This window comes from Microbacterium sp. W1-4-2 (assembly GCF_058349885.2).
Genome location: NZ_JBYRJC020000003.1, coordinates 547,768 through 561,532 on the forward strand (window position 1 = coordinate 547,768; position 13,765 = coordinate 561,532).

Below are 13,765 nucleotides of genomic sequence, written 5' to 3' on the forward strand. Positions count from 1 at the left end.
GATAGACCAAAGATCGCTCTTGACTATCAAACATAGCTTCGATACTCTTGAGACTGCAGATCAAAGGAGAGGAGACCCTGATGTCGATGACGTTGGACAGAGGCCTGTCTCCGGTGATCAGTGAGCTGGATGAGATCGTGGACTCGCTGGCGGCGTCCCGGGAGCGGGCGGCGTCGGCGTTCACGGCGGAGATGTTCTTCTTCGAGCGCGTCGCCGGTCTGGTCGAGCGGCGCGAGCGGGAGCGCGCGGCGCGGGACGACGGGGCGATCACGCGCACGTCGCAGCTGGGGATGCGGGAGGTGTTCGCCGAGATCGGCGCCGCGCTGCGGTTGAGCGAGTGGCAGGTCGCGCGCAAGGTGTCCACCGCGTGGACGCTGATGAACCAGTTCCACGAGACGCTGTGCGACGCCAGTTGCGGCGTGTTCTCCGGCGAGCACGCGACGCTGATCGCGGATGCGGGCGGCGTGATCGACGATGCGGCGATCCGTGGCGAGTACGAGTCCATCGCCCGCGACATGGCTGTCGCGATGACGCCAGGGCAGCTCAAGCCCGCCCTGGCCGGGCTGGTGGAGCGCCTGGACCCCGAGGGCACCCAGCGGCGCGTGCGAGAAGCGGTGGCACGCCGCAAGGTCACCGCCCGGCAACTCGAGCCGGGGCTGACCCGGATCACCGCGGACGTGCCCACCGCTGAGGGCGTTGGAGTCATCGACCGGATCCGCGAGATGGCCGCCGAACAGCTCGACCAGAACACGGCCGAGAAGACCGAAGCCGGAGCCGCTGCCGAAGCCACGTCGGAGAAGGCCGCGGCCGAGCCGATCGGAGCCACCGAAGCCGAGTCCGCCGCCGAAGCCGCCGCCGACGCCGAAGCCTCCGGCGAGGCACCGGTGTTCGATGAGCGCACGCACGCGCAGATCATGGCCGGCATCTTCTGCGATCTGCTGCTCACCTCCGCCGCCGACGGGCACGGCAACACCCCAGAAGGGCGCGACGCGATCAACGCGATCACCCCTACCGTGCACGTCACCGTGCCCGCCACCACCCTCGCCGGCGCGACCGTCGGCGGGGCCGCGGTCACCGGGTTCGGACCCATCGACGACGACACCGCGAAGCACCTCGCCGGCATGGCCCGCACCTGGGTTCGGGTGTTCACCGACGTGTGTACCGGGGTGCCGATCAGCGTCGACCGGTACCGGCCCTCGAAGAAGCAGAAACTGTTCCTGCGGGTCAGGGACGAGCACTGCCGGTTCCCCGGCTGCCGCCGTCCCGCGCACAGATGCGACACCGATCACACCATCCCCCATGCCCAGGGCGGACCCACCTGCCTGTGCAACCTCGAGCATCTCTGCAAACGCCACCACACCCTCAAGCACGAAACGGACTGGTCCGTGGAGCAGCTGGCCGGCGGGATCCTGCGCTGGACCGCGCCCACCCGCCGCATCCACACCACCCGACCACCAGGCACCGTCAGATTCGACCCCGTCGAGCTGATCAAGCCCGACCCGCACCTGAAACACCGGCTCGAGCAGCAGCTCGCGCGAGATCCCGCACCCTTCTGACGCGATCCGGCATGGGCCGGCGCGCCCGGCGAATCGTGTCCCGGTCAGCTCCGGTGGATGCGCAGCGTGCGGATCTGGAACGGCCGCAGCTCGAGTGCCACCTCGGCGCCGCCGTCCGTCGGCACCGAGGCCACCGCCTCGCCGGGCCGCTCGAGCAGATCGGCCTCCATGACCGAGCCCGCCGGCAGCGTCAGCACCGTCCGCGCCCGTCCGCCGCGCGCCTCGTACACGCGCAGCACGACGTCGCCCGACCGGTCGTCGGCGAGCTTGACGGCGCTGACCACGACGGCGTCGCTCGACGAGCGCACCAACGGCTCGACGCTCGCCCCCACCGCTTCGACGACCGGCGCGGTGAATCGGGATGCCGCGGCCGCGGCATCCGCGACGCCTGCACCGACCACCAGGCCGAAGCGCATCCGCTGCATGCCCTGGTCCGTGCGCGGATCGGGGAAGCGAGGCGCGCGCAGCATCGAGAAGCGCGCGTGCTGGACGATGCGCCCGTCGTGCTCGACGCGCGTGGCGTCGAACCCGTAGCTGCTGTCGTTGAGGAAAGCGACCCCGAACCCGGGCTCTTCGAGCAGGAACCATCGCTGGGCGTGCTGCTCGAACTTCGCCGCATCCCACGACGTGTTCTCGTGCGTCGGGCGGGTGTGGTGGCCGAACTGGGTCTCGGCGACGACCTGGTCGGTGAACACATCGACGGGGAAGGCGAGCTTGAGGAACTTCTCGGTCTCGTGCCAGTCGATCGAGTTGTCGATCACGAGCGTGCGCCCGTCGTCCGACAGGGTCAGGCGCTGGCCGATCGTCGAGTCGCCGACCTCGGTGCGCACCACGATCGCGTCGCCGTGCAGGCTCGCCGCTCCTCCGGCGATGTCGCGGCCCATGCCGCGGTAGTGCTTGTCGACGTCCCACGCGTCCCACATGTTCGGGAAGTCCTGGTGCAGCTGCAGCAGGTTGCCGACCGTGCCCGCCGGGATCGCGTCCCGGCCGCTCGCCTTGTCGACGGCGCTGGTCACGTGCCCTGCGGGGTCGACGACGATGCGCACGGCGTCGCTCTCCAGCACGAACGCGTCGCCCTCGACAGAGGCGTGCACGCTCGCGCGCGGCTCGGCCGCCCCGACCGAGCCGGCCGGCACGCCGCGTTGCGGCACGGCGGCGGGGTTGACGATCACATGACCGGCCGGCGGACCCCCGGCATCCACCGCCCGCACGCCCAGGGCGGCGAGCGCGGCGTCGATCACGCCGTGCAGCGTGTGCACCAGGCGCTCGTAGCGCTCGGCGGCCTCGCGGTGCACCCATGCGATCGACGAGCCGGGCAGGATGTCGTGGAACTGGAGCAGCAGCACCTCGCGCCACGCCGCGTCGATGACGTCGAAGGGGTACGGATGCCCCACCCGCACGGCGGCGGTCGCCGCCCACAGCTCGGCCTGGCGCAGCAGCTGCTCGCTGAAGCGGTTGCCCTGCTTCATCTTGTGCTGGGTGGTGTAGGTCGCCCGGTGCAGTTCGAGGTACAGCTCGCCGCGCCAGACCGGGGGCTCGGGCAGCTCCTGCTTGGCGCGCGCGAAGAAGTCATCGGGCTTCTCCCACGTCACCCGCGCGCTGCCCTCGAGGTTCGCGAGGCGCGCGGCACGGGCGATCATCTCTCGGGTCGTGCCGCCGCCGCCGTCGCCCCAGCCGGTGGGGGCGAGGGATGACGAGGCCTCGGCCTTCTCGCGGAACTGGCGCGTGGCACGGGCGATCTCCTCGCCCGACAGCTGCGCGGTGTAGGTGTCCATCGGCGGAAAGTGCGTGAACATGCGGGTGCCGTCGATGCCCTCCCACAGGAACGTGTGGTGCGGGAACGCGTTCTGCTGGTTCCACGAGATCTTCTGCGTGAGGAACCACTCGTACCCGGCGCCGGCGAGGATCTGCGGCAGCGCGCCCGAGTAGCCGAAGCTGTCGGGCAGCCACGCCCCACGGCACTCGACGCCGAACTCCTCGCGGAAGAAGCGCTGCCCGTAGGAGATCTGGCGGATGAGCGACTCACCGCTCGGGAGCACGGCATCCGATTCCACCCACATGCCGCCCACCGGCACGAACCGGCCCTCGGCGACCGCCTTCTTCACGCGGGCGAAGACCTCGGGCCGCTCGTCGCGCAGCCACGCGTACTGCTGCGCGCTCGACATCGCATAGACGAACTCGGGGTGCTCGTCCAGCAGCGTCACCATCGAGCTCGTGGTGCGCGCGACCTTGCGCACCGTCTCGCGCAGCGGCCACAGCCACGCCGAGTCGATGTGGGCGTGGCCGACGGCCGTGATGCGCTGCGCGCTCGCGTCGGCGGGGGCGGCCAGCACCTCGACCAGCTCGGCGCGCCCGGCGGTGGCGGTGGCGGCCACGTCCTGCAGGTCGACGCGGTCGAGCGCCCGGTCGAGCGCCCGCAGGATGCGGGCCCGGCGGGTGGAGTCCTCGGGCAGCTGCTCGGCCAGCTGCAGCAGCACCTCGACGTCGTGCACGAGCTCGAAGACCTCGGGCTCGAACACGCACACGTCGACGCGGCGGATGCGGTACAGCAGCTCGTCGCTGGAGGTGTCCCAGTCGCCCTGCTCGGTCGGCAGGAACGGGTGGTAGTCCAGCAGCACCGGGTTCGAGGCGCCCTCGATGAAGAACTCGATCTCTTCACCGGCATCCCGGTCGATCGGCACCCACTGCGCGCGCGGGTTCAGCGAGCGCACCGGCGTGCCGTCGGCGAGATAGACCAGCCCCTCGCACTGGAACCCCGGCATGTCGACGTCGAATCCCAGGTCGACGACCGCCTCGACGCGCTTGCCCGCGAAGGATGCCGGCACCCGGCCGGTCACTCTGAACCAGGTCGTGTCCCAGGCCCGGCCCCAAGCGCTGCCCACCGGCAGCGGCTCGAACGGGCCGACCAGCCCCTCGGCGACCGGGATCGGCTCGCCGTTCACGCGATGGAACGCGAGCTCGAGCGGGTGCGGGTCGGAGTGGATCGCGGGACGCAGGCGCTCGGCGAGAACGCGGGTGGCGCGGCCGATCGTCAGCTTCTGGTCAGCGTGCATGCGCTCAGGTTCGCAGACTCGACGGCCTCACGCGAGGGCCTGTGCGCGCACGCTCGTCTCGCGCACGATGAGTTCGCTGGGGATGGCCGCTTCGGGATGCTCGGGCTCGGACTCGATGACGCGCAGCAGCAGGCGCGCACTGCGTTCCCCCTGCCGGCCCGGGTGCCGGGCGAGGGCCGTGATCGACGGCACGGAGATGTCGCAGAGCATCGAATCGTCCCAGCTGATCAGGGCCATGTCGGCGCGGCCGGCGGCGATCAGCGTGCGCTGGATGCCCAGGGCCATGACGTCGTTCGAGCTGATCACGGCCGTCGCGTTCCGCCACTGCGCCACGTTCTGCTCGACGAGCCGCTCGGCGCCCGTGCGCGTATAGTCGCCTTCGACGTACGTGACGTTCACTCCGCGTACCGCCGCCTCGGCGGCGATCGCCTGTCGTCGCTCGACCTCGTGGACCAGGTGCAGCGGGCCGCTGATGTCGACGACGTCGGTGTGGCCGAGTTCGGACAGATGGTCGACGATGAGACACGCGTCGGTGACCAGGTCCTCGACCACGTGGCGGCCGGTCGCCGGATCGATGCGCAGCCCGTGCATGACGAACGGCATGTCCAGCGATCGCAGCAGCGCGGGGCGGGGATCGTCGACGAGCCGGTCCAGCACGATGACGCCGTCGACCCGGCGCTCGAAGCTCCACCGCCGGTAGACGTCGAGGTCGCGGCCGGGCGCGGTGCCGACCATGCGCAGCATGAGCGACAGACCGGCATCCGACAGCACGGACTCCACCCCGCTGAGCAGACTCATGTAGTACGGCTCGTCGCCCAGAAGCTCGGGGTCGCGGCGCAGCACCATGCCGATCGTCTCGGTCCGCGAACGCGACAGCGCACGGGCCGAGGAGCTCGGGTGCCAGTCGAGCTCGCGCGCGAGGGCGAGGACGCGCTCGCGGGTGGCGTCGCCGACGCCCGGCCGGCCGTTGAGCGCGTACGAGACCGAGGCGACCGAGATCCCGAGCCGCCGGGCCATCTCGTGGATGGTCACCCGGGCGCCGGGGTTCTTCTTGCTGCTCATCGATGCCACTCTTGCACGCCGGCGCCCACGATCCGGGCACGTCAGCGGATCTGTCGCACCGCCGTGCCGTATCGCCCCAGCGCCACGACGTCGCCGCCGGCGCCCTCCAGGTCGTACAGTGTCCTTCCGACAACCGTCGGAGTCACCGTGCACTCCTGCGGGTGCTGGCTCGAGAACACCGCGAAGACCCGTCCGTCGGCGTGCTCGAGCGTGTCCACGAACACCCCGGGGTCGTCGACCGAGACCGGGCGCCGCACGCCCGCCCGCTCGGCGAGCGCGTCGTACAGCCGCCACGTGTCCTCGGGATTCACGCGGGCGCTGCGGGCGGCCAGGTACTCCAGCGGGTACGTGCACAGCACCGCGTACCCGTCGCCGTGGCGGCGGCCGATCAGCGCCGGCCGGCCGTGTGCGTCGACGGCGAGCACGTCGCCTGCGGTGACCGTCACCGGCAGGAACGCGCGGGCGTCGGCCGTGCCCGCCGCACGCACGTGCAGGCGGTCCCCGATGTGCAGCGCGCCGAGGTCGGCGGTCATCTCGATCGTGACGACGTCGTCGACGATCGGCTCCACGAGCCCGTAGGCCGTGCCGACCTGCACGCCGAACAGCTCTTCGGTGAACGCCCACCACGGCCCGCGCTGCCCCGCGGTCTCGCCGGCGCAGTACGACGCGTAGACGACCGCTCCGTCTTCGGCGAGGACCCGCAACTGCCGCCACGTCGGGCCGCACAGCTGCTTGACCGACGGCACCAGGTACAGCCGGCGGCCGGATGCCACGCCCCCGTCGGCGCGCTCCCGCAGGGCGACGACCGGCACGTGCGCTTCGCGCGCGGCCGCGTAGGCCTGCTCGCCGACCGCGACGATGTGCTCGGCCTCGGTCTGCTGCGTGAACGGATACCCGTCGGCGAGGTGCGACGCGAGCACGATCGCGGCGTCGGCGTGCGACGGACGCAGGCCCGCGGCATCCATCGCCTTCAGGTCTGCGGCGAAGCGCGCGAGCTCCCGCAGCGCGGGCTTGGGCGCACCCGTGGCATCGGTGATGCCGAAATGCATCTCGAACGGGTGGTGCGAGTACGGCCGCTCCGCGACGAGGTCGTCGAAGTCGGTGTTGTTCCACGCGATCCAGCCGGCGGCCCCCGCCGTCAGCGTGTTGTACAGCTGCTGGCGGTAGTAGTCGGCCGCGCCCTCCGGCGACGTGTACGCGTCGGTGACCCCGAACTCCTCGAGCACCACCGGCAGGCCCGCGATGCGGCACAGCTGCGCGACCCACGCCGACTTCAGGTTCTGGCGCACCTGGTCGCTCTCCATCCGGTACACGTGGGGGCCGGTGAACTGCGACAGCCGCGCGAGCTCGCGCAGCCGGAACCCGTTGTCGTGCCCGGTCGTCTCGATGCCCCACGCGCCGTCGCCGGTCGAGACCGGCTGGGTGGCGCCCGCCGCACGGATCGCGTCGACGAGCAGCTGCGCCCAGGCGGTCACGGCCTCGTGCGGCGCCTCGCCGCCGTAGATCGGCACCTCGTTGCTCAGCAGCCAACCCGCCACGGCCGGGTGCCGATGGAACCGGGCGGTCAGCTCCCGCACATACCACGCCTGCCGCGCGACGAACCAGACGTCACGGTACAGGTCCCGCCCGCCGCGCCAGACCGGGTCCCAGTTCTCGCCCGACATGTGCCCGACGATGAACGTCGGGATGGTCGTCATCCCGGCCTCGACGTGCGCGTCCAGGAAGTCGGCGAACCGCGCGATGCAGTCCCCGTCGAGTCGATCGGGCTCAGGATGGAAGTCCGGCCAGAAGAAGAACGAGCGCGTGACGTTCAGGCCGTGCGCGGCCAGCACCGCCAGCTCTTCGCGCACGACGACCGGGTCGTAGCGCTTCGTCCACATGCGCGGCCCGCCCGCGCGCGACCAGAAGTTCGCGCCGAGCCAGACCGGCAGCGGCCCGGTCGCGGCATCCGTCATTTCACCGCGCCCGCCGTCAGGCCTGCCACGAAGCTGCGCTGCAGCAGGAGGAAGGCGACCACCACGGGAACGCTCACGACGAGCGAGGCGGCCATGATCTGGTTCCAGTACACGTTCACCTGCGTGGAGTACTGCTGCAGCCCGATCGCGAGCGTCTGGGTCGACCCGTTGGTCAGCACCGACGCGAACAGCAGCTCGCCCCAGCTGGTCATGAAGCAGTAGATGCCCACCGCGACCAGGCCCGGCCGGGCCGCCGGCAGCAGCACGTGCCACAGCGCCCCCATCGCGCCGGTGCCGTCGACCTTCGCGGCCTCGTCGAGGTCGTGCGGGATGCCGTCGAAGTAGCCGGCGAGCATCCAGATCGAGAACGGCAGCGAGAAGGTGAGGTAGGTGATCACCAGTCCCAGCCGGGTGCCGATGAGGGGGATGCCGGTGGCCTGGGTGACATTGATGAAGATGAGGAACAGCGGCAGCAGGAACAGGATGCCGGGGAACATCTGCGTGGACAGCACGGTCGTGGTGAAGACGCTGCGGCCGTGGAAGCGCCAGCGCGAGACCGCATAGGCGGCGAACACCGCGATCACCAGGCTGATGACGGTGGCGATGCTGCACACGATGAGGCTGTTGACGAAGTAGTCGCCCAGCGGCACGGTCTGCCACATCTGGATGTACGGCTCGATCGTGATGTGTTCGGGCCACCACGTGAAGCTGTTCAGCACTTCGCCCAGCGGCTTGATCGACGAGGTGATCATCACCCAGATCGGAAAGAGGGTGAACAGGCTCAGGATGACGATCGTGACGACGCGGAAGACCCGCGTCCCTTTCGTCTCACGCACGCTTGGACCTCCGGTTCACGAACAGCAGATACGCGATCGTCACGATCAGCAGGAACACCAGCAGCAGCACCGACATCGCCGAGCCGTAGCCGAAGTTGAACGTGAGGAACGACGCGTTGTAGATGTGGAACGAGATCAGGTCGCCCGCGGGTGGCTGGGCGGTCTGGCCGAACAGCACGAACGGCGTGTTGAAGTCGTTGAACGTCCACAGGAACATCACCAGGACCAGCACGACGTTCACCGGCCGCAGCATCGGGAGCGTGATCGACCGCCACTGCCGGAAGGGCTTGGCCCCATCGACCGCGGACGCCTCGTACAGGTCCTCGGGCACGGACTGCAGCCCCGCCATCAGCATGAGGAATGCGAACGGCCACAGCCGCCAGATCGCCACGATCACCAGCGCCCAGAACGCGTTGCCGCCGATGAGCCAGAACGGCTTGTCGCCAGGCAGGTGCAGATCGTCGAACAGCAGATGATTCAGCGCGCCGGTGTCTTTCTGGAACATGAACTTCCAGGCGATGACGCCGGCGTAGATGGGGATCGCGTACGGGATCAGGAACAGGGTTCGGAAGATGCCGCGGCCGGGGAACCGCTGCTGCAGGGCGACGGCGGCCGACATGCCTGCGATCCACGAGATGCCCACCACCAGCACGGTGAATGCGCACGTGATGAGGAACGAGTGCAGCAGGGCCTGCCCGACGACCCCGTTCACGTCGACGATGACCCGGTAGTTGCCCAACCCCAGGAACGGCGCCTCGCTCCAGTTGCGCAGGTACTGCTGGGTCAGCTTGATGAGGCTGATCCAGATGCCGGTGACCATCGGGATGAGGTGCACGAGCAGCTCGAACACGATGGCCGGCACCAGCAGGACGTACGGCAGCCACCAGCGCACGCGTCTGCCGCGGCGGGGCCTGGGCACCGTCTTCGGCGAGCCGGTGGCCGGACCGCTCGCGGTCCGGACGGGTGCGTTCGCGGACATTCCGCGCCTCCTCCCTGTCGCCCGCAGCCGGGTACGGCGCTCGCCCGAAGGGGTGGCCCGTACCCGCCTGCGCGCGGTCGTCGAGCGATCAGCCGGCGGCTTCGACCTGCTGCTGGGCGGTGTTCAGCATCGAGGAGATGTCGGTGTTCGAGACCGTCTTGCCGGTCGCGATCTGCGCGAACAGCGTGCTCAGGCCCTTGCCGATCGTGCTCTCGAAGTCGGCCTCGCTGGCCACCTGCGGCAGCGGCTTGGAGTGGTTCTGATACGCGTCCATGAAGGCCTTGGCCTCGGCGGCGTCGGTCGTGAAGTCGGCCTTGGCGCCCTGCAGCACCGGCAGCACCGAGTACGGCACGGCCAGTTCGGACTGCACGGCCGAGCTCGTCATGTATTTGACGAAGTCCAGCGCCTGCGGCAGGTGCTTCGTGTACTTGAACACCGAAAGGTTGATGCCCGCGGGGAACGTCGAGATCTGCGCCTTCGCGGCCGCCGGCGCCGGCAGCGCCACCACACCCCAGTCGCCGACCTTCATCCCGTCGGCCTTCAGAGTCGTGTCGGCGTTGTTCTGGCTGAGGAACATGGCCGCCTTGCCCGAGGCGAAGTCGCTCGACGGCTGCGCGTCGCTGTCGTACTGCGCGTTCGAGGGATTCACGACCTTGTCGGTCTGCATGAGCGCCAGGTACCGCTGCAGCCCCGCGACGTTCTCGGGGGTGTCGAACGTGGGCTTGCCGCTGGAGTCGTAGAACGCGCCGCCGTTCTGGGCTGCGGTCAAGAACGCGAAGTGGATGTTCTCCGTGTAACTGGCCGCGGCCAGCGTCAGCCCCCACTGGCTGCCGTGGGTGAGCTTCTTCGCGTCGGCGACGAAGTCCTCCCATGTCGTCGGCGGCTGCAGGTTCGCCTTCTGGAACAGCGCCTTGTTGTAGTACAGGCCGTAGGCCAGGCCGTACAGCGGCACCGAGGTCGGCGTCTTGCCCGGAGCGCCGCCCGCGTCCAGCGCCGTCTTGACGAAGCGGTCGAGCCCGCCGATGGCGGCCGCGTTCTTCGAGTCGAACGGGACGAACGCGCCCGTCGACTGGAAGGACGTGCCCCACGTGTTGCCGATGTTGACGACGTCGGGGCCCTGTCCGCTCGTGATGGCGGTCTGGATCTTCGTCTGCAGATCGTTCCACCCGATCACCTGCAGGTCGACCTTGATGCCGGTCTGCTTGGTGAACGTCTGCAGGATCGGCGTGAGCACCTCTTTGTCGTTCTGCAGGCTGGAGCCCTGATTGCTGGCCCAGTAGGTGAGCGTCGTGCCGCTGTTGCTGCCGGACCCGCCGCCACCGCCGGAGCACCCCGCCAGCAGCAGGGACATCGTCGCCGCAGCGACCGTCGCCGCGATCGCCTTCTTCTTCGCTTCCACCCCTGACTCCTTCGTCTTGTACGGCCGGCCCGCGGCCGCCACCGCCTCGGCGCGGTAACCGGACGGTGGCCGCTTCCTTGAGGAGGATCTGGGCGGTAGTCTAACTTAACCGGTTAGGTAAACACCATCACGATTTGGATTCGAAGGACGGCGAGGCGGACATGACCACTCCATCGCAGGCGGATCGCGGGCGGTTCCCCACTGGATTCCTCTTCGGCACGGCCACTGCGTCGTACCAGATCGAGGGCGCCGTGCACGAGGACGGACGCGGCCCGTCGATCTGGGACACGTTCAGCCACACCCCCGGCAAAGTCGCCCACGGCGACACCGGCGATGTCGCCTGCGACCACTACCACCGACTCGACGCCGACCTCGATCTGATGGCGTCGCTGGGCATGGACGCCTACCGGTTCTCGATCGCCTGGCCGCGCATCCAGCCGACCGGCCGCGGGCCGGCCGTGCGGCCAGGGCTCGACTTCTACGAGCGCCTGGTCGACGGGCTGCGGGGGCGCGGCATCCGTCCCGTCGCCACGCTCTACCACTGGGACCTGCCCCAGGCCCTGCAGGATGTGGGCGGGTGGACGCAGCGCGACACCGCGTCCGCGTTCGCCGACTACGCCGCAATCGTCGCCGACGTGCTCGGCGACCGCGTCGAGGTGTGGACGACCCTGAACGAGCCCTGGTGCTCGGCGTTCCTGGGGTACGCGTCGGGTGTGCATGCGCCCGGGGTCACCGACCCCGTCGCCGCCCTGCGCGCCGCCCACCACCTGAACCTCGCCCACGGCCTCGGCCTGCAGGCGCTGCGCGGCCGGATCGGCGACGCGCAGACCGCCGTGTCGCTGAACCTGCACGTCGTCCGCCCCGACCGCGAGGGCGATCCCGGCGATGTCGACGCGGCACGGCGGATCGACGCCGTCGGCAACCGGGTGTTCACCGGTCCGATGCTGTCGGGCGCCTATCCCGACGATCTTCTGGCCGACACGGCATCCCTCACCGACTGGTCGTTCGTCCACGACGGCGACCTGGCCGACATCTTCCAGCCGCTGGACGCGATCGGCATCAACTACTACTCCACCAGCCGGGTGCGCCGCAGCGACGGGACCGCCGGCACCAACCACTCCGCCGGGCACAACCCGTCGAGCGTCTCGCCGTGGCCGGGGGCCGAGTCGGTGCAGTTTCTGACCCAGCCGGGGCCCTACACCGAGATGGGCTGGAACATCGACCCGAGCGGCCTGTACGACCTGCTCATGCGCATGCACCGCGAGCACCCGCGGCAGTCGCTGCTGGTGACCGAGAACGGTGCGGCGTTCGCCGACGCCGTGACCGGGTCGGACGGCACCCGCAGCGTGCACGACCCCGACCGCGTCGACTACCTGCGGCGGCACCTGGACGTCGTACGCCAGGCGATCGCCGACGGCGCCGACGTGCGGGGCTATTTCGCCTGGTCGCTGCTTGACAACTTCGAGTGGGCGTACGGGTACGAGAAGCGCTTCGGCCTCGTGCGCGTCGACTTCGACACCCTCGATCGCACCCCGAAAGACAGCGCGCACTGGTACGCGCAGCTCGCCCGGACCCACGTGCTCGAGGGCTGAGCCGGGGGGATCCGACGTCCGATCGGATGCGGTCGGACGTCGGCGGAGCGCGATCCCTTGTTGTTAGGAAACTTTCCTGTTATATTCAGGACACGCTTCCGACGAAGGGAACGCGATGGCCCGTACGAGGACGGTTCCGGGAACACCCGCATGGTTGCGGGCGCACAACGATCGCGCAGCCTTGCAGCTGCTGCTCGACCACGGCGCACTCACCCGCAATCAGCTCGGCGAGCTGACCGGTCTGTCCAAGCCGACGGCATCGCAGATGGTGCAGCGGCTCGAAGCCGTCGACCTCATCACCGCGTCCGGCGAGATCTCCGGCGGTCGCGGCCCGAACGCGGCCACCTACACGGTGCGCACCGATCAGTCGCTGGGCGTCGCGATCGACATCGACGCCCGCAGCATCCGATCCACCGTGGTCGACGTGACCGGAGCCTCCTACCCGCTGGCCGAGACGCCGGTCACGGCGGGCGATCGGACTCCCGTCGACGACGTCCGCGCCGGCATCGAACACGCGTGCCGGGCCGCCGGCTTCGAGCTCGACCGCATCGACGCGGTGTCTGTGGGCGTGCAGGGATCGGTCGACCCCCGCACCGACGAACTGCGCTTCGCCGACACCCTCGGGGCGTGGCCGCGCACGGCTGTGCGACGCAGCATCGAAGAGCAGCTCGGGATCTCGGTCGAGATCGAGAACGACGTCAACCTCGCAGCGATCGCCGAGAGATCCGTCGGCGCCGGACAGGGGGCGGGCGGCTTCGCCCTGCTGTGGCTCGGCGAGGGCCTGGGCCTGGCCATCGATCAGGGCGGGTCCCTTCAGCGCGGCACGACCGGCGGCGCCGGTGAGATCGGGTACCTGCCCGTCCCCCGTGCCGCGGCAGCCCTCGACCCCGACGCCGCCGAACTGCAGGACCTCATCGGCGGGCCCGCGTTCGTCGAGCTCGTCCGCCGCGCGGGAGCTGCGGCATCCGACTACGCCACCGCGATCCGTGCGATCGAGGACGACGCCGCCGTCCGCCGGGAGGTGGTCGCCGCGCTCGCCCCGCGCGTGGCGCTCGGGGTCATCCCGGTGCTCGCCGTGCTCGACCCCGAGCGGGTGATCCTCGGCGGCGAGACCGGCCACGCCGTCGGGGCGGCCCTCGCCGCCGCCGTCGCCGAGCAGATCCGCAGCACCACGGCGTGGACCCCCGACATCGCCACGAGCGACGTGCCGCTGCATCCGGTGCTCACCGGAGCGCGCGCGCAGCTGCTGACGACGCTGCGGACCACGCTCTTCGACCGTCTCGCCGACTGAGACCCATCGACGCAGTACCCACCCCCTGGAACAGAAAAGAGG

General features: G+C 70.1%; 9 protein-coding genes. 3 read left to right on the plus strand and 6 right to left on the minus strand.

Going from position 1 to position 13,765, the window contains the following annotated elements; genetic code table 11:
- Window positions 1-86 precede the first annotated feature (86 nt).
- Window positions 87-1,556: an HNH endonuclease signature motif containing protein gene (locus tag AC3RX0_RS15245; protein ID WP_491506837.1), complete on the plus strand. Its 1,470-nt coding sequence runs from the start codon at window positions 87-89 to the stop codon at window positions 1,554-1,556.
- A gap of 44 nt (window positions 1,557-1,600) precedes the next feature.
- Here the strand turns inward: AC3RX0_RS15245 and AC3RX0_RS15250 are convergent, their stop codons facing one another.
- The 6 genes from AC3RX0_RS15250 to AC3RX0_RS15275 form a co-directional block, all read right to left on the minus strand.
- Window positions 1,601-4,609, minus strand: coding sequence for an alpha-mannosidase (locus tag AC3RX0_RS15250; protein WP_491506838.1), 3,009 nt, complete (start codon window positions 4,607-4,609; stop codon window positions 1,601-1,603).
- Window positions 4,610-4,636: 27 nt separating this feature from the next.
- A complete protein-coding gene (locus AC3RX0_RS15255) occupies window positions 4,637-5,671 on the minus strand; it encodes a LacI family DNA-binding transcriptional regulator (protein WP_491506839.1) in 1,035 nt (344 codons plus the stop codon).
- 41 nt (window positions 5,672-5,712) lie between these two features.
- Window positions 5,713-7,626, minus strand: coding sequence for a glycoside hydrolase 5 family protein (locus AC3RX0_RS15260; protein ID WP_491506840.1), 1,914 nt, complete (start codon window positions 7,624-7,626; stop codon window positions 5,713-5,715).
- A complete protein-coding gene (locus tag AC3RX0_RS15265; RefSeq protein WP_491506841.1) occupies window positions 7,623-8,462 on the minus strand; it encodes a carbohydrate ABC transporter permease in 840 nt (279 codons plus the stop codon). Before AC3RX0_RS15265 ends, AC3RX0_RS15260 begins: the two co-directional genes overlap by 4 nt.
- Window positions 8,455-9,441, minus strand: a complete 987-nt coding sequence (locus tag AC3RX0_RS15270; protein WP_491506842.1) for a carbohydrate ABC transporter permease — start codon at window positions 9,439-9,441, stop codon at window positions 8,455-8,457. Before AC3RX0_RS15270 ends, AC3RX0_RS15265 begins: the two co-directional genes overlap by 8 nt.
- Window positions 9,442-9,529: 88 nt before the next feature.
- Window positions 9,530-10,840, minus strand: a complete 1,311-nt coding sequence (locus AC3RX0_RS15275) for an ABC transporter substrate-binding protein (protein WP_491506843.1) — start codon at window positions 10,838-10,840, stop codon at window positions 9,530-9,532.
- Between the two features lie 161 nt (window positions 10,841-11,001).
- Here AC3RX0_RS15275 and AC3RX0_RS15280 point away from each other — a divergent pair, with 161 nt between their 5' ends.
- Both AC3RX0_RS15280 and AC3RX0_RS15285 read left to right on the plus strand, forming a co-directional pair.
- Complete coding sequence (locus AC3RX0_RS15280) at window positions 11,002-12,432, plus strand: GH1 family beta-glucosidase (RefSeq protein WP_491506844.1); 1,431 nt, start codon at window positions 11,002-11,004, stop codon at window positions 12,430-12,432.
- Between the two features lie 115 nt (window positions 12,433-12,547).
- Window positions 12,548-13,723: an ROK family transcriptional regulator gene (locus AC3RX0_RS15285; protein ID WP_491506845.1), complete on the plus strand. Its 1,176-nt coding sequence runs from the start codon at window positions 12,548-12,550 to the stop codon at window positions 13,721-13,723.
- Window positions 13,724-13,765: the final 42 nt, after the last annotated feature.